20 protein-coding genes and 1 other annotated feature are annotated in these 16,258 nt (G+C 48.4%); of the genes, 19 read left to right on the forward strand and 1 reads right to left on the reverse strand.

Annotated elements, in window-relative coordinates:
• The 6 genes from FC20_RS05080 to FC20_RS05105 all read left to right on the forward strand — a co-directional run bounded on the left by FC20_RS05080 (position 1) and on the right by FC20_RS05105 (position 5,871).
• A complete protein-coding gene (locus FC20_RS05080; protein ID WP_008459708.1) occupies positions 1 to 879 on the forward strand; it encodes a branched-chain amino acid ABC transporter permease in 879 nt (292 codons plus the stop codon).
• 16 nt (positions 880 to 895) lie between these two features.
• Complete coding sequence (locus tag FC20_RS05085) at positions 896 to 1,873, forward strand: branched-chain amino acid ABC transporter permease (protein ID WP_008459706.1); 978 nt, start codon at positions 896 to 898, stop codon at positions 1,871 to 1,873.
• A gap of 15 nt (positions 1,874 to 1,888) precedes the next feature.
• Complete coding sequence (locus FC20_RS05090) at positions 1,889 to 2,665, forward strand: ABC transporter ATP-binding protein (RefSeq protein WP_008459704.1); 777 nt, start codon at positions 1,889 to 1,891, stop codon at positions 2,663 to 2,665.
• A gap of 4 nt (positions 2,666 to 2,669) precedes the next feature.
• Positions 2,670 to 3,374, forward strand: a complete 705-nt coding sequence (locus FC20_RS05095) for an ABC transporter ATP-binding protein (RefSeq protein ID WP_201779607.1) — start codon at positions 2,670 to 2,672, stop codon at positions 3,372 to 3,374.
• Positions 3,375 to 3,487: 113 nt separating this feature from the next.
• Positions 3,488 to 4,639 carry a trans-sulfuration enzyme family protein gene (locus FC20_RS05100; RefSeq protein ID WP_008459702.1) on the forward strand — a complete coding sequence of 384 codons (1,152 nt, stop codon included), beginning with the start codon at positions 3,488 to 3,490 and terminating at the stop codon, positions 4,637 to 4,639.
• A gap of 83 nt (positions 4,640 to 4,722) precedes the next feature.
• Positions 4,723 to 5,871, forward strand: a complete 1,149-nt coding sequence (locus FC20_RS05105) for a trans-sulfuration enzyme family protein (protein WP_008459701.1) — start codon at positions 4,723 to 4,725, stop codon at positions 5,869 to 5,871.
• On the opposite strand, the gene FC20_RS05110 is transcribed toward FC20_RS05105, so the two are convergent.
• Positions 5,868 to 6,224, reverse strand: a complete 357-nt coding sequence (locus FC20_RS05110; RefSeq protein WP_008459700.1) for an arsenate reductase family protein — start codon at positions 6,222 to 6,224, stop codon at positions 5,868 to 5,870. The two genes, FC20_RS05105 and FC20_RS05110, sit on opposite strands and share 4 nt — an antisense overlap.
• 121 nt (positions 6,225 to 6,345) lie before the next feature.
• Between FC20_RS05110 and FC20_RS05115 the strand changes: the two genes are divergently transcribed.
• The 13 genes from FC20_RS05115 (at position 6,346) to recN (ending at position 16,167) form a co-directional block, all read left to right on the forward strand.
• The gene (locus FC20_RS05115; RefSeq protein WP_008459699.1) at positions 6,346 to 6,729 is read left to right on the forward strand and encodes a hypothetical protein; all 384 of its coding nucleotides are present in this window, start codon (positions 6,346 to 6,348) and stop codon (positions 6,727 to 6,729) included.
• A gap of 84 nt (positions 6,730 to 6,813) precedes the next feature.
• Positions 6,814 to 6,889: a sequence feature (ribosomal protein L21 leader region), on the forward strand.
• 15 nt (positions 6,890 to 6,904) lie between these two features.
• Complete coding sequence (gene rplU / locus FC20_RS05120; RefSeq protein ID WP_008459696.1) at positions 6,905 to 7,216, forward strand: 50S ribosomal protein L21; 312 nt, start codon at positions 6,905 to 6,907, stop codon at positions 7,214 to 7,216.
• A 15-nt stretch (positions 7,217 to 7,231) separates the two neighbouring features.
• Positions 7,232 to 7,531 (forward strand): 50S ribosomal protein L27, encoded by a 300-nt coding sequence (rpmA, locus tag FC20_RS05125; protein ID WP_195837493.1) that lies wholly within the window; start codon positions 7,232 to 7,234, stop codon positions 7,529 to 7,531.
• A gap of 162 nt (positions 7,532 to 7,693) precedes the next feature.
• A complete protein-coding gene (locus FC20_RS05130; protein WP_039943038.1) occupies positions 7,694 to 8,800 on the forward strand; it encodes a M24 family metallopeptidase in 1,107 nt (368 codons plus the stop codon).
• Positions 8,801 to 8,869: 69 nt separating this feature from the next.
• Positions 8,870 to 9,436, forward strand: coding sequence for an elongation factor P (gene efp / locus FC20_RS05135; protein ID WP_008459690.1), 567 nt, complete (start codon positions 8,870 to 8,872; stop codon positions 9,434 to 9,436).
• A 19-nt stretch (positions 9,437 to 9,455) separates the two neighbouring features.
• On the forward strand, positions 9,456 to 9,890 hold the full coding sequence (locus FC20_RS05140) for an Asp23/Gls24 family envelope stress response protein (RefSeq protein WP_008459688.1): 435 nt from the start codon (positions 9,456 to 9,458) through the stop codon (positions 9,888 to 9,890).
• The gene (nusB, locus tag FC20_RS05145; protein ID WP_008459686.1) at positions 9,890 to 10,288 is read left to right on the forward strand and encodes a transcription antitermination factor NusB; all 399 of its coding nucleotides are present in this window, start codon (positions 9,890 to 9,892) and stop codon (positions 10,286 to 10,288) included. The genes FC20_RS05140 and nusB overlap by 1 nt, the downstream gene beginning before the upstream one ends.
• A 46-nt stretch (positions 10,289 to 10,334) precedes the next feature.
• The gene (locus FC20_RS05150) at positions 10,335 to 11,186 is read left to right on the forward strand and encodes a bifunctional methylenetetrahydrofolate dehydrogenase/methenyltetrahydrofolate cyclohydrolase (RefSeq protein ID WP_054667893.1); all 852 of its coding nucleotides are present in this window, start codon (positions 10,335 to 10,337) and stop codon (positions 11,184 to 11,186) included.
• Positions 11,173 to 12,555, forward strand: coding sequence for an exodeoxyribonuclease VII large subunit (gene xseA / locus FC20_RS05155; protein ID WP_008459673.1), 1,383 nt, complete (start codon positions 11,173 to 11,175; stop codon positions 12,553 to 12,555). The genes FC20_RS05150 and xseA overlap by 14 nt, the downstream gene beginning before the upstream one ends.
• Entirely contained in the window at positions 12,539 to 12,778 is a 240-nt protein-coding gene (locus FC20_RS05160) for an exodeoxyribonuclease VII small subunit (protein ID WP_008459671.1), read from the forward strand. Before xseA ends, FC20_RS05160 begins: the two co-directional genes overlap by 17 nt.
• A 3-nt stretch (positions 12,779 to 12,781) precedes the next feature.
• Positions 12,782 to 13,645, forward strand: coding sequence for a polyprenyl synthetase family protein (locus tag FC20_RS05165; RefSeq protein ID WP_056945332.1), 864 nt, complete (start codon positions 12,782 to 12,784; stop codon positions 13,643 to 13,645).
• Positions 13,645 to 14,460 carry a TlyA family RNA methyltransferase gene (locus tag FC20_RS05170; protein WP_008459661.1) on the forward strand — a complete coding sequence of 272 codons (816 nt, stop codon included), beginning with the start codon at positions 13,645 to 13,647 and terminating at the stop codon, positions 14,458 to 14,460. The genes FC20_RS05165 and FC20_RS05170 overlap by 1 nt, the downstream gene beginning before the upstream one ends.
• Before the next feature lie 21 nt (positions 14,461 to 14,481).
• Complete coding sequence (recN, locus tag FC20_RS05175) at positions 14,482 to 16,167, forward strand: DNA repair protein RecN (RefSeq protein WP_008459659.1); 1,686 nt, start codon at positions 14,482 to 14,484, stop codon at positions 16,165 to 16,167.
• Positions 16,168 to 16,258 lie beyond the last annotated feature (91 nt).

Raw genomic sequence — 16,258 nt, forward strand, 5'->3', positions numbered from 1 at the left:
TTGCATACATTTTTTCAGCAATTGATAAATGGACTGTCACTCGGTAGCATTTATGCTTTGCTGGCTCTGGGGTACATGATCGTTTATGGTATCTCCAAGCTGCTGAACTTCGCTCACGGTGACGTCTACATGCTAGGTGCTTATTGGGGCTACTACACCATCAACTACTTGCACTTTGGCTTTTTAGCCGCCTTGATCACTGCTATGCTGGCCTGCGGTTTGGCTGGGGTGATTATCGAAGCTGTTGCCTACCGGCCGCTGCGTAATGCACCCCGGGTGGCTGCTTTGATTACGGCTATCGGTGTTTCCTACTTTTTGGAAAACGGGATGTCTTACCTGGTAACGTCAGACACCAGAAACTTCCCGCAGGTTATCAAGAGAAAGACTTTTGATCTTGGTGGTGTGTCAATTTCTAACATTCAGCTGATCATCTTTGCGACCACGATCGTCTTGATGGCGGCTCTGGTTTACATCATCAACCATACCAAGACCGGCCGGGCCATGCGGTCAGTATCAACTGACTACGACGCAGCCAGTCTGATGGGGATCAACATCAACCACGCAGTTTCCATCACCTTCGCTTTGGGGAGCGCCTTGGCGGGTGCCGCCGGCGTTTTGATTGGGATGTACTACAACTCAATCGACCCTCTGATGGGGATGACTCCTGGTATTAAGGCTTTTGTTGCCGCGGTTTTAGGCGGGATCGGCTCCATTCCAGGTGCGGCTGTTGGTGGCTTCTTGATTGGTCTTTTGGAAACTGCTGTTCAAGCTCTGGGCTTCTCAGCCTTTAGAGATGCAGCCGTATATATCGTATTAATCGTTATCCTGCTCGTTTTGCCAGGCGGTCTGTTTGGCAAGAAGCAAGTTGAAAAGGTTTAGGAGGGACAAGTCAGACATGAAAAAGAATTTGAAATACAATCTTTGCTGGCTGGTCCTGATGGTAGCAGGTTTCTACCTGATCAACACCTTGATGCTGACAGGTGTCATCAATACCTTTATTGAAAACATGCTGGTGACGATCGGGATTAACATTATCTTGGCCGTTGGCTTGAACTTGATCATTGGTTTCTCTGGTCAGTTCTCCTTGGGTCACGCCGGTTTTATGGCCTTGGGTGCCTACGCAACTGGGATTATGACCCAAACTATGAATTCAGCAGGTGGCTTTTACCTGTCAATCTTGGTCGGCGTAGTCATTTCCATTATCGTGGCCTTAATCGTCGGCATCCCAACCCTCCGTCTGCATGGTGACTACTTCGCCATCGCCACGATGGGGGCTGCGGAAATCATCAGAATTGTCATCAACAATATGAAGATCACCAACGGGGCAGCTGGATTGTTCAACATTCCGCAGTTTGCTACTTGGGACATTGTCTACATCTTCGTTTGCTTGACGACGATCGTCACGGTAAACTTTATCCATTCTAAGAATGGCCGTGCCGTGATCTCAATTCGGGAAAACGAAATTGCCGCTGAAGCCATGGGGGTTAACACCACCAAGTGGAAGCTGTCAGCCTTTGTTTTAGGGGCTGCTACTGCCGCCATTGCTGGTTCTCTTTACGCTTCATACCTCCAAACCATCGTTCCATCCAGTTTCGGCATCATGGAATCAATCACCATTTTGATTTACGCCGTGCTTGGGGGGCTGGGCAGCATCACTGGTACCTTTGTCGCTACCATCTTGCTGGGCGTTTTGGACACGGCCCTTCAAAGCTTGGGCGTTTTGCGGATGGTCTTTTACGCAATTGCCTTGATCGTAATCATGATCTTCAGACCAGGTGGTCTGTTTGGCAAGTGGGAATTTTCATTCAAGCACCTATTGACCCGCAAGCAAAATGGGGACATGGCTGAAGTTGAAAAAGAAGAAAGCAAGTAGCGAAGGAGGAACAGAATGACAGAAGCTTTAAGCGCAGATCACATTACCAAAGTGTTCGGCGGTCTGACTGCCGTTGACGATGTTTCTCTGCACGTTAATGAAAAAGAATTGGTGGCATTGATTGGACCAAACGGTGCCGGCAAGACCACTTTCTTCAACTGCTTGACCGGCGTGGCTCCGGCAACGTCTGGCGTAGTTAAGATTGGCGGCCAGGAAGTCAAGAAGAATACCAAGGCTTACAAGGTGGCCCAAATGGGGATTTCCCGGACCTTCCAGAACATCCGGCTCTTTAGCCAATTGTCCGTTTTGGAAAACATCTTGATTGCCATGACCAATCAATTTAAGGAAGGCTTTTTAACCTCAGTTTTCCGTCTGCCAAGTTTTTACAAGACTGAGGACGAGATGGAAGAAAAGGCAATTGCCTTGCTGAAGGACTTCAACTTGCAAGACGTCATGTACTACCCAGCTGGTGACCTGCCATACGGGACCCAGCGGAAGGTGGAAATCGTCCGGGCCCTGGCAACCAAGCCAAAGATTATCTGCTTGGACGAACCAGCAGCCGGGATGAACCCAGAAGAAACGGCTGACTTGACCCGCTTGATCAAGCGCCTGCAGACTGAATACGGGATTGCCGTTTTGCTGATTGAACACGACATGTCCTTGGTAATGAACCTGGCAGAAAGAATTTACGTTTTGGCTGAAGGCAAGCTTTTGGCCAAGGGGACGCCAGAGGAAATTCAAAATAACCAAGCCGTTATCGATGCCTACTTGGGAGGTGGCGTAGATGCCTAATGAAATCTTAAAAGTTGACCATCTCTCAGTAAACTACGGGGCGATTAAAGCCGTTCGTGATGTCAGCTTTGACATCAAGGAAGGGGAAATCGTAACCCTGATTGGGGCAAACGGTGCCGGCAAGTCTACTATCTTGAAGACCATCTCAGGACTCCTCAAGCCAAGTGCTGGTGATATCCTCTTTATGGGTGAGTCTTTGGCTAAGCTGACCGCTCCTAAGATTGTAGCGGCCGGGGTCTCCCAAGTGCCAGAAGGTCGGCGAATCTTTGCCGACATGACGGTTAAGGAAAACCTGCAGCTGGGGGCCTATCTTCGTAAAGACAAAGATGGGATTAACGAAGACATGGAAAAGATGTTCAAGCGTTTCCCAATCTTGAAGGAAAGACAAAAGCAAGACGCTGCTACCTTGTCAGGTGGTGAGCAGCAGATGCTGGCCATGGCCAGAGCCTTGATGGCAAAGCCAAAGCTGCTGTTGCTGGACGAACCATCAATGGGTTTGGCGCCAATCTACATTCAGGAAATTTTTGACATCATTGAAAGCATCAACAAGGAAGGCATGACCGTCCTCTTGATTGAACAAAATGCCCGGCAAGCCTTGAGCATTGCCGATCGGGGCTACGTTCTGGCTTCTGGTGAGGTCAAGATGACTGGTACCGGGCAAGAGCTCTTGCACGACCCAGCCGTCCAAAAGGCTTACCTGGGTGGCTAAAAATAAAATAAAGAAGCGTCGCGGATGTTGCCGCGGCGTTTTTCTTTGGTTAAAATATAAATAAGAATTAAATTAAAAAGAGACTAGAAATAGACGAGGAAAAGGGGAATATCATGACAGGCTTTCAAACCCGCTTGGTTCACCAGCCCAAGCAAAATGACAACAATACTGGTGCCGTAACGGTGCCGATTTATAAGGCGACGACTTTTGCCTATCCCAAAATCGGGGCCGAGGTCAAGTATGATTATTCCCGGTCGGGCAACCCAACGAGAAATGCGGTAGAAGAGCAGCTGGCTGACCTGGAAGGCGGTGCTAGAGCCTTCTTGTTTGGCTCCGGCATGGCGGCCATTCATGCAGCTCTGGCAATTTTTCAAAAGGGCGATCACATCATTATCGGCGACCAGATTTATGGGGGGACCTTTAGAATCCTCCACCAATTCTTTGAAAATTGGGGACTAGAAGTAACGCCGATTGACACCCGGGACCTAACAGCAGTTGAATGGGCCATCCAGGATAATACCAAGGGCGTTTACTTTGAGCCGGTGACTAATCCCTTGCTGCAAGTAACCCCGGTTGCAGGCATTGCCAAGATTGCCCAAAAACATGGTCTCTTGACCATCGTGGACAACACCTTCTTGAGTCCTTACCTTTTAAATCCAATTGAATATGGGGCAGATCTGGTTGTTCACTCAGCAACTAAGTATCTGTCGGGTCACTCTGACGTCAGTGCCGGAGCCGTGATCACTAAAGACGAGGAATTAGCTAAGAGAGTCTACTTTGTTCAAAATGCCATTGGCGGGGTCTTGTCACCAGAAGATTCAAACGAGCTTGCCCGCGGGATTAAAACTCTGGCCTTGCGGATGGACCGGCAAGAAGCAAATGTCTTGAAGCTGGTCGCCTTTTTGAAAAAGGAGAAGGGGATTGCCAAGATTTACTATCCAGGCGACCCAGACCTGGCAGGCTACGAAGAGCTAAAAACGGAAGCCAAAGGGGCCGGCGGCGTCTTCTCTTTTGAACTGGATGAAGCAGTCTATGACCCAGAAGTCTTTGTCAACTCCTTGGAGATTTTTGCCCTGGCGGTTAGCCTGGGCGCTGTTGAAAGCCTGGTGGAATTGCCAAGTAAGATGAGTCACGCCGAACTGAGTCCAGAAGAGCAGCTAGCTGCCGGCATCAAGCCCGGCCTCATCCGCTTAGCTGTCGGGATTGAAGACGCTGACGACTTGATTGAGGACTTAAAGCAGGCTTTGGCTAAGGCAAAGAGATAGCGAATATCAAATATCAAACATCAAGTTGAATAGAAAAAATATAAAACAATGTAGTTAGGATTTTAATTAGGAAGAGGATTAGCATGAGTCAAGAAGAGAAGAAGCAAGACGCAAAGGACCAGTTGGCCTTTGCCACCATCGCTGCTGAAGCCGGTTCCATTAAAGACGGAGCAAATCCGGTATCTCAGCCCATTTACCTGTCAGCCTGTTACCGCCACCCAAGCTTAGACCAAGCCATTAACTTTGACCGCCTGAAGGGCTTTACCTATTCCCGGGTGGAAGCTCCCAACCGCAAGGTGGCAGAAGAGACCATTGCTAAGATGGAAGAAGGCTACCAAGCCTTTGCCGTGGCCAGCGGGATGGCAGCGGTCCAGCTGGTTTTAAGCGTCTTAAAGTCAGGGGATGAAGTTGTGTCTTTAGACGACCTCTACGGCGGGGACTTCCGCTACTTCCGCCACTTGGAGAGCCACTTTGGCATTGCCTTTAAGCAGTGGAATGGGCAAAAGGTGGAAGATTTAGTTTCCCTTCTTACTGACAAAACCAAGATTGTTTGGCTAGAAACTCCTTCTAACCCAACCATGAAGGAGCTAGATATCAAAAAAATTGCCGACGCTGTCCACAATTTTAATGAAAAAATCCTGGTTGCGGTCGACAATACTTTTTATACGCCATACTACCAAAAGCCGCTCACCTTGGGGGCCGACGTGGTGATCCACTCGGCTACCAAGTATTTGGGTGGCCATAATGACATTTTAGGCGGCTTGGTCGTGGTTAACGATCCAGATCTAGCCGATACTTACTTCCAATATACGATCACGGTAGGTGATACCATGTCAAACTTTGACTCCTGGCTCTTGACCAGAAGCCTGAAGACCCTGCCGATCAGAATGGATCGCCATACCGCTAGCGCCCAGAAGATTGCCAAGTTCTTGGAAATGGCAAATCACGTAGAGAAGGTCCTTTATCCAGGTAAGGCCGGGATGATTTCCTTCTACCTGGACAGTGAGGCGGAAGTCGAAAGGGTCTTAAACAGCGTTAAGGTGATCACTTTTGCTGAAAGCCTAGGCGGGGCTGAAAGCTTGATCACTATCCCTTACTACCAGACCCACGATGACGTGGAAGCTGAGCAAAGAGTTCGTCTGGGTATTACCACCAAGCTGCTCCGTTTGTCAGTTGGTTTGGAAGACCCTGATGACTTGATTGCTGATTTAAAGCAGGCTTTAGGCGACTAAAGCCAAGTTTCCTCATAAACGTCCTCTTTAAAGCCGCAAGTGAGCTTGTCCTCACTAACGACTAGGGGGCGTTTTATTAGTTTACCGTCTTTCGACATGAGATTTGCTGCTTCTTCGATAGTCATGTCCTTGATCTGGTCTTTTAAGCCAAGCTCTCGGTAATGCTGGCCGCTCGTATTAAAAAAGTAGCGCAGGCCCCGGTCTTGGTACTTGGTCAGCCAAGTGAGCAAGTCACTTTTGGCTGGCGGGGTTTCGACTAGGTCTTGGAAGTAGTAGCTGACGCCATGGTCATCCAGCCACTTTTGGGCCTTTTTGGAAGTAGAACAACGTTTATAGCCGTAAAAAGTAATCATGTGAAATTCCTGCCTTTCTTTGATTATTTAACTTTTATTTTATAATAACTAAACCTATAATAAAAGTAAACGAATACTGGTGTGCTTGCTCAATTCGAGTTGTGTGAAAAAGGTGATGGTGATGATGACTTTAAAAAGAAAAATTGTCTTTTGGATTCAGTTATTCGTGAATATTGCATTTGCACTAAAGCTAGTATCAGAGGGAAATTTCCTGTGGCCGATCTTAATCGTGGCCCTGCCAGTCTGGACCTATTATTTTGAATTTAAGCTGAATCTGGGATATCTAAGCAAGGTAGGAAAGATTTTTTACGTGATTGCCTGGCTGTTACAGCTTGGGATCAATTTTACAGAAATTCTAGAGGCATTCTCTTACCTAGACAATTATTTGCCTATTTATGGGTGGGGAATTATCGTTGGCATAATGATGTTTTTTGCTGCCTTCTTTTTAGCTTTGATGCTAACCATGAAATTTGAAAATCGGGGAGGGCAAGCTGGCGAAGGATGAATTTTTGCTTTTTTCTAGCAAAAGTCTTGAGATTCCCGGTCAAACCGTGTTATACTGTTAACGTTGCAATTTGAGTGATATACCTCGATTCTGCAACCGCACAGATGAGGTTGAGAAGTCTGCTTTGGCAGCACCTCTAATGGCGAGTCTAAGTATTTTTTACGGAGGTGTACTAATGTACGCAGTTATTAAGACCGGTGGCAAGCAATACAAGGTTGCCGAAGGCGAAAGTATCTTCGTTGAAAAGCTTGATGTACAAGCTGGCGAAGAAGTTGTTTTTGACCAAGTTATCTTGGTAGCTAATGGGGACGACGTTAAGGTTGGTACTCCAGTAGTTGAAGGTGCTAAGGTTGTCGCAACTGTTGACAAGCAAGGCAAGGAAAAGAAGGTTGTTACCTTCAAGTACAAGCCAAAGAAGCACTCACACTCTAAGTATGGTCACCGTCAACCTTATACCAAGGTTACTGTTAAGAGCATCGAAGCTTAGTAAGAGGTGAACACTATGATGATGAACATTCTTTCAAACGCAAAGTTACTTGCCCACCACAAGGGTGGTGGTTCAACTGCCAACGGTCGTAACTCAGCTGGTCGTCGTCTTGGCGCAAAGCGTGCCGACGGTCAAGAAGTTCACGCTGGTTCAATCATTTACCGTCAACGCGGTACTAAGATCCACCCAGGCAAGAACGTAGGTCGTGGCGGCGATGACACTTTGTTTGCATTGGTAAACGGTGTCGTTAAGTTTGAACGTCTTGGCAAGTACAAGAAGCAAGTTTCTGTTTTGCCAGTAGAAGACGCAGAATAATTTTGCCGTAAAGAGCAGGCAGTTTCACTGCCTGTTTTTTTCTGTCTAAATTTGCTTGATTTTCCATTTTTTCTTTTGCAAAAGCGCTATCTAACATCTTAAACTCTTGTATAATAGGAGTAAAATGAACAATTACTTAAAATTTCAGATAGGATGGTGGCTATGAGTAAAAAGGAAGAATTATTGACCCTCTTGTCGCGGCGGATCAGCGAAACCTGCAAGCTGATTCAAAAAGAAGATGCAGATGCCCTGTTAATTTTTAACCGGGCTAACTACCGCTACTTGACCAACTTTACTGGTGAAGAAGCCCAGCTGATTTTGACCAAAAATGGGGATCGGGTGCTCTTATCCGACTCCCGCTTTGCCCCGCAGATTGAAGACCAAGCCGTTGGCGAATTGACCGTAGTCATGAAGCACGGCCATGAAGCGCAAGAAATTGCTGAGCAGGTCAAGAAACTTGGCGTCAAGAAGCTGCTAGTAGAAGCTGAATTTGTCTCAGCCTATGAATATGACGCCATCAAGGCCTTTTTGCCAGATGTGGAATTTGTCATGTCAGCCGAAATCGTCGAACGGGTAAGAAACGTCAAGGACGAACTGGAAATTGCCACCTTGAGAAAGGCAGTTGAAATTTCCCAAATCGCCTTTGAAGGCGTCTTGCCAATGCTGAAGCCTGGCGCTAAAGAAAGAGACGTTGGGGCCAAGCTTGACTACCTCTTTAAGCTAAACGGCGGGGATGGTCCCGGCTATGACTCTATCGTAGCGTCTGGCTACCGGTCTTCTTGGGCCCACGGGGTGGCTAGCGATAAGTTGATGCAAGAACACGAATTAGTCGTCATCGACGCTGCTGCTTCTTATAATGGCTACACGGCCGATATCACCCGGACTTACGCTATAGGCTCAGTTGAACCAGAGCTGGAAAAGATCTACAAGATCGTTTATGAAGCGCAAAAGCGGGGGATTGAAGCAGCTAAAGCCGGCAATACCGGTAAGGACGTGGATACCGCTGCCAGATCTTACATCAATGAAGCTGGCTATGGTCAATACTTTGGCCACGGGATCGGCCACGGCATTGGCCTGGAGATCCACGAAATGTGTCAACCTGCCTTCTTGTTCAGCCAAACCACCCTGGAAAATGGAATCGTGCACACGGTTGAACCCGGCATCTACTTGAAGCAGGGCGGGGTTAGAATTGAGGATGACATTTTGGTTAACGGCGATACCCCAGAAGTATTGTCCACCTTGCCAAAAGAAGAACTCATCCATCTATAAGATGATTTTTATGGTAAAATCAAGTTTTTATTGGTACAATTTAAGTTGTAGAAATGGGGGATTTTTCCGATGACAATGATTTCTGTTAATGAATTCAAGAATGGCCTCACGATCGAATTTAACAACGATTTGTGGCGCATTGTTGAATTCCAGCACGTAAAGCCAGGTAAGGGTAGTGCTTTCGTTCGTTCAAAGTTGAAGAGCTTGCGTACTGGTGCAGTTCAAGAATACACTTTCCGTTCAACTGCTAAGGTAGAAACTGCTGAAATCTCAACCCGATCAATGCAGTATCTGTACAACGACGGCTCAAGCTACGTCTTCATGGACACTGAAACTTATGAACAATTAGAAGTTCCAAACTCACAAATCGACGAAGAAGCTAAGTACTTGAAGGAAAACATGATTGTGAACGTAATTTCTCACAATGGTGAAACTTTGGGTCTGGACTTGCCAAACACGGTTGATTTGGAAGTTGTTGACACCGAACCAGGCATCCGCGGCGATACCTCTTCCGGTGGTGGTAAGCCAGCTACGATGGAAACTGGCTTGGTTGTTAACGTTCCATTCTTCATCAACGTTGGGGACGTTTTGACGATCAACACTAGTGACGGTTCATACGTATCACGTACTAAGTAGTATTTTTTGAGGTGGAAAGATGGCTGATAATTCAACAATCGTTTTAAGCGGCAGTGAAGATGGCGATCAAATCAAAATTGATTTGCGGGTTCTTGAAGTGATTTTAGGCATTTCAGCCCAAAAAGTTGACGGCGTTGCCGGCATGCGGGGAGGCCTGAAGTCCGGCTTCAACCGGGTATTTGGTCGTGAAGACCGCGGCAAGGGCGTTGACGTTTCTGTAGATGAAGACTCACAATTGACTGCTGATGTTTATGTTTATCTTAAATATGGGGTTAATGTGCCTGCAGTTGCCGGTAAGGTTCAAGCTGCCTTGCAGCAGCAACTGACGCAGATGACCGACATGAATTTGAAGGCAATCAACGTTCACGTCGTTGGTCTGGTTTTCCCTGAAGATGAAAAGAACTTTGAGGAAGCTAGTCAACCATTGTTTCCCGATCAAGAAGAAGATAAGTAATGAATCAACACGATAGTCGTAAGATCGCACTGCAAGCCATTTATTTATATAACCAAGATCCAGGCTTAACGGCCGCTGAAGTTGAAAGCAACGTTAAATCTGCCCTGGATTTGAAGGAAGTGCCAAAATACAGCCAAGAGCTGATCGCTGGCGTCATTGACAAGCAAGCAGAACTGCGGGATAAGATTTCTTCTAAGCTGAAGGCCGGCTGGCGCATCGAGCGTTTAAGCCTGACCACCTTAGCCATTTTAGAGATCGCCCTGTACGAAATGCTTTACAGCTCAGTGATCGAAGATCGCTCAGCCATTAACGAAGCTTTGAACTTGTGTGATGAATTTGATGAACCGAAGCACAAGCCATTCGTCAATGGTCTCTTGGCCAACTTTGTGCAAGAATAACCTTTAAGCCGGCAATATTGCCGGCTTTTTTGTTAAGGAGAAAATTTTGGGACAAATTTTAGATGGAAAAAAGCTCGCCCAGCACTTGGGCCGCGATCTGGCAGACCAAGTTGCCGATTTAAAAAAGCATGGCATCCTACCCAAGTTTTGCGTAATCAATATTGGCGATGACCAAGCCAGCAAGGTCTACGTGGAATCAAAAAAGCGGAAGGCCGAAAAGCTGGGCATTAAGCAGGTGGTTTACCAATTGCCCGCAGATGAAAGCGAAGAAGATGTCTTAAAGCTGATCGACAGCTTAAATGCGGATCCCGAAGTGATGGGCTTAATGGTGCAATTGCCAGTTCCAGAGCAAATTGACAGCGACAAGGTCATTGAGCGCATTGATCCGGAAAAAGACGTTGATGGCTTGACTCCGGCCAATATCGGCCGCTTGTGGCAGGGCAAGCATTTTGTCGAGCCAGCTACAGCTGCTGGGATTATTTCCCTTTTGGACCACTATGGCATCGACTTAAATGGCAAAAACGCGGTGATTGTCGGCAGGTCCAACATCGTGGGCAAGCCACTGGCGGCCTTGATGCTGGAGCGGAACGCATCTGTATCGATTTTGCACTCCCACAGCCGCAAGCTGGGCGATTTAACCAGGCGGGCCGATGTCCTGGTTTCAGCAGTCGGCAAGGCCGGCATGATTACCAAAGACATGGTCAAGCCAGGTGCTGTCGTGGTCGACGTCGGTATCAACCGGGTTAACGGCAAGCTTGCCGGTGACGTTGACTTTGACCAGGTCAAGGACGTGGCTAGCTACATTACCCCCGTACCCGGGGGAGTTGGTCCCTTGACGGTTGAGTTTTTAATGGAAGAAGTAATCAAACTGACGAGGCGGCATCATGGACTCGATTAAAGATACAGCTGACCAAAAATACCTTACGGTCAGTGAATTAAATTGGTATGTCAAGCAAAAGTTTGACCGGGATCCCTACCTGCGGCAAGTCTTTTTGCAAGGGGAAATCAGCAACTTCCGCTACCGGAGGAATGGGCACCAGTATTTTTCCATCAAAGATGACCATGCCAAGATCAATGTAGTCATGTTTAGAGGCGACTTTGACAAGGTACAGTTTATGCCGGAAGAGGGGATGAAGGTCTATATCAGCGGCCGGGTGTCTAGCTATGAGGCTCAAGGCAGCTACCAGTTATATGCCAAGACCATGGAGCCAGCGGGCCTGGGGGCCTTATATGAGCGCCTGCGCCAGCTCCAAGAAAAACTGGCTAAAGAAGGGCTGTTTAACCAAGACCACAAGCGTCCCTTGCCAAGGTTTCCGGACAAGATTGCCGTGGTGACCTCACCATCTGGGGCGGTCATCCACGACATCATGGTGACGGCCAACCGCCGCTTCCCCCATGCGGAGATTGACCTCTACCCGGCGCAAGTGCAAGGCGAAGGGGCTGCGCCTAGTTTAGTTGCCGCCATGCAGCAGATTGCCGCTCGGGGCAGCGAATACGATGTGATGATCATTGGCCGAGGGGGCGGGTCTTTAGAAGACCTTTGGGCTTTTAATGAAGAAGCGGTTGTGCGGCAGGTCTACCAGATGCCGATGCCGGTTATTTCTTCAGTTGGCCACGAAACGGACACCACCCTCTGTGACCTGGCAGCTGACTGCCGGGCAGCAACGCCAACGGCGGCAGCGGAAATGGCCACGCCGGACCGAGGCGAGATTTTTGCCTGGGTCAATCAAGAACAGGCACGCCTTTTGAACCTGATTAACGGCGCAATAAGGGACAGAAAGCAGGCCTTAAGCCGCCTGGAAAATTCCTACATCATGAGAGAGCCCCAACGGCTCTATGAGCAAAAGGCCATGCAGGCGGACCAGGCTAGCCAAGCACTCGTGAGACAGATGGAATTGCTCTTGAACAATCGCCGGCAAAGGCTGGAGTTGACGGGGCAAAAGCTGTATAACCAATCGCCTGCCTTAAAGATCAAGCAGCTGGAGCAGACCAATGACTTTTTGGCTAAAAATTTGCGTCAGCAGATGGACCGCTTGCTGGAACAAAAGAAGTCGGTCTTTGGCGGCTTAGTCCAGCAGCTAAACGACTTCAGTCCCTTGAAGACCCTGAGCCGGGGCTACAGCTATACGACCGATGAGGAAGGTACTGTCTTGACCTCGGTCAGCCAGCTGCAAACAGGAGAAAAAATCAAGCTGCACCTGGCAGATGGGATTGCCAGTGCTGCAATTACAGAAGTGAAGGAAAAGGACCATGGCAGAGAAGAATAATTTTGAAGAGCAACTGAACCAGTTGCAGATGATCGTCAACAACCTGGAAAACGGGCAATTGTCTTTGGAAGAATCCTTGAACCAGTTCCAAGCTGGCGTCAAGCTGAGCAAAGAACTCAAGCAAGAATTGTCCAAGGCTGAAGAAACGGTCGCTAAGCTGATTGAAAGTGACGGGAGCGAAAAGCGCCTTGACCCAAATGACGCCAGTGCCCCAAAGGAATAAACGATGACGACTTTTAAAGAATTTCAGGCGAAGTATACGCCAATTATCAACGACTATTTAGAGCAGAACTTGGCAAAGGAAAGCGACGATCCACGCTTTGCCGAAATCATGGCATACTCGGTCATGGCCGGCGGCAAGCGCCTGCGACCGCTCCTCTTTTTAGCCACTTTAGACAGCTTAGGAAAGGATATTGACCAAAAGGCCGTGCAAACAGCCTGCGGGATTGAGCTGATTCATACTTATTCCCTCATTCATGACGACTTGCCAGCTATGGACAATGATGACTACCGGCGGGGCAAACTGACCAGCCACAAGAAGTGGGGCGAAGCGGAAGCCATTTTGGCAGGGGACGGACTTTTGCCCTTAGGGATCCAGTGGATCGCTGAAGGCAGCCAGTCCGCCAAGCTGGTTGAAATCATCACGAAGGCAGTTGGCCCAGCCGGCATGGTGGGCGGCCAATACCTGGATATTGATACGACCAACAATGATTCAGTTGATGCCCAAACCATCGACCACATGGAATGGCTGAAGACGGGCTGCTTGATCTTGGCTAGCGTAGAAATGGCAACGGCTTTTGCTGGTGCGGCTCAAGAGCAAGCTGCTAAGTACCTGGACTTTGCCAAAGACTTTGGCCGGGGCTACCAGCTTTATGACGACTTAGTAGATATCGTGGAAACCAGCGAAGAAGCCGGCAAGCTGACCCACAAGGACCAAGAAGTTGGCAAAAACAACTCCTTGACCATGCAGGGAGCTGCGGAAACCAGACAAGAGCTGAAAGACTTGATTGCCAAGGGCCAAGCTGCTTTAGCCGGCGAAAAGGCTGAAGTCTTACTCGGCTTTTTAGACTTGTACCAGAAGGTGCTTTAATGACGAAAAAAGAAAGAGTAGATGTCATTCTCGCAAATAAGGGAATTTTCAACTCCCGCAGCCAGGCCCAGCGGGCCATCATGGCGGGCCTGGTCACCGACCACAATCACCAGCGGATCGATAAGGCAGGAGAAAAGTTCCCGGTTGACGAAGAATTTTTCATCAAAAAAGACAAGTTGAAGTACGTGTCACGGGGCGGCTTTAAGCTGGAAAAGGCTGTCAAGATCTGGCAGATCGACTTAAAAGACAAGATTTGCCTAGACATTGGCGCTTCGACTGGCGGCTTTACCGACGTTGCCTTGCAAAATGGGGCCAAGCTGGTTTATGCGCTGGATGTGGGCTACAATCAGCTCGCCTGGCAGCTCCGGGATGACCCGCGGGTGGTGGTGATGGAAAGACAGAACTTCCGTTATTCTGTGCCTGCTGACTTTACCGAAGGCCAGCCGGACTTTGCCATGACCGATGTTTCCTTTATTTCTCTGGACCTGATTATGCCGCCAATGTATGACATCTTGAAAGACCAAGGCGAAGCCGTGTGTTTGATTAAGCCGCAATTTGAGGCTGGCCCAGAAAACGTCGGCAAGCACGGGATCGTCAGAGACCATGCTGTCCACGAGAGCGTCATTCGCCACACGGCCCAAAAGGCGCTAGAGATTGGCTTTGACGTCTTAGGGATCGACTATTCCCCAATCAAGGGGGGCAAGGGCAATATCGAGTTCTTGATCCACCTGAAAAAGGACCTGGCAAATCCTGGTCAAAACTTGTGGAATGGACAGATCAGCGATGTCATCCAGGCAGCCGACCAGGGCTTATAGAAAGGGTATGAGTGATATCTGATGCTGATTGAACTAGATATCCAAAATTTTGCCATTATTAAAAGCTTGAAAATTATGTTCCAGCCGCAGATGACGGTCTTGATCGGGGAAACCGGTGCTGGGAAGTCAATCCTGATTGATGCCTTGTCCCTGCTCTTAGGTCATCGGGCCCAAAAGGAAATGGTGCGGTCTGGCCAAACTAAGGCAGTAGTTACCGGACTTTTTACCTTGAGAGACGAAGAAATGGCAGAAGTCAGCTCAATTGCAGCTGATTACGGCCTGCCCATGGACGGGGATGATTTGATCATCAGCCGGGAAATTTCCAGCAAGGGGCGGAACGTTATCCGGATCAATGGACAGCTAACGACCATCACGGCCTTAGGAAAAATTGGCGAGTACCTGGTTGACATCCATGGACAAAACGACCAGCAGATGCTGATGGATCAAAGTCGGCAGGTGGACCTGGTTGATGAATATGCTGGCAAGGCTTTTAAGGGAAAGCTGGCTGAATACCAAGCTTCCTATGGCCAGTGGCTCAAGGTCAAGCATCAATTAGAGCAGCTGCGGCGCAATGCCCAGGAGCTGGCCCAGAGACAGGATATCCTGCAGTTCCAGGTAGAAGAATTAACCCAGGCTGACCTAACCAGCCCAAACGAAGATCAAGAGTTAAGCGATGAGTTCAATAAGCTGAACAACTACCAGCGGATTGCGGAATCTGCCAACTTTTTAATTCAGCTCTTTGACGATGATGAGCATGGCTTGACCAACCTCTTGGGGGATGCGCAAGGGACGGCAGAAGACTTAGCAGATCTGGACAAGGACTTTAAGAATGTGGCCCAGTCGGTAACTGATGGGGTCTACTCTTTAAGCGATGCGCGCTCAGAACTCGGCGACCTCTTAGACAGCATGGAATTTGACGAAGAGCGCTACCAGTACGTGCAAAGCCGCCTGGACCTCTTGAACAACTTGAAGAAGAAGTACGGTCCTAGTCTAGAAGACGTTTTTGCCTTTTATGAAAAAGCCTCTAAAGAACTCAGCCAGTTTGAAACGGGCGGTTTAGACGAAGACAAGCTGGTCAAGGAATTGGAAAAGATTGAAGCCGTCATGACTGAGCAGGCCAATCGCCTCCACCAGGAAAGAGAGGCAACTAGCCTGAAGCTGGAAATGGCTATCAAGAAAGAATTAGCCGACCTTTACATGGACAAGGCTCGTTTCTCCATCCGCTTTGCCAAGACCGACACCTTCACCGAAAAAGGGACGGACGACCTTGCCTTCTACATCGCGCCAAACCCAGGCGAAGAGCTGATGCCGCTAGTCAAGATCGTGTCTGGCGGGGAACAGTCTCGCTTGATTCTGGCTTTGAAGTCCATCTTTTCCAAGGTTGAGCCAGTGGGCACCATGGTCTTTGATGAAGTTGATACCGGGGTTTCCGGTAGAGTTTCAGCTGCAATCGGTAAAAAGATGCACGCCATTGCCAAGGATAAGCAGGTCATTGCTATCACTCATGCGCCGCAAGTGGCGGCCAGCGCTGACCACCGTTTTGCCATCTCCAAGCAGGTGGCAGATGACGAGACCTTCACCAAGGTTGAGCCGCTGGACCAAGAAGACAGCGTAAAGATGATTGCCCAAATGATGGCTGGGGCCAATGTGACCGAAGCGGCAGAAAAAAATGCGGCTGACCTCATTGCCAGTCAAAAAATAGAATAATTTTTTAAAACGACTTTAATTTGCTAAAGTCGTTTTTTCTTTAGCTTTATTTTGCACGATTGTAAGCACCCAATAGCGCGGTATCTATCAA

Source organism: Lactobacillus equicursoris DSM 19284 = JCM 14600 = CIP 110162, assembly GCF_001434815.1.
Classification (GTDB): Bacteria; Bacillota; Bacilli; order Lactobacillales; family Lactobacillaceae; genus Lactobacillus; species Lactobacillus equicursoris.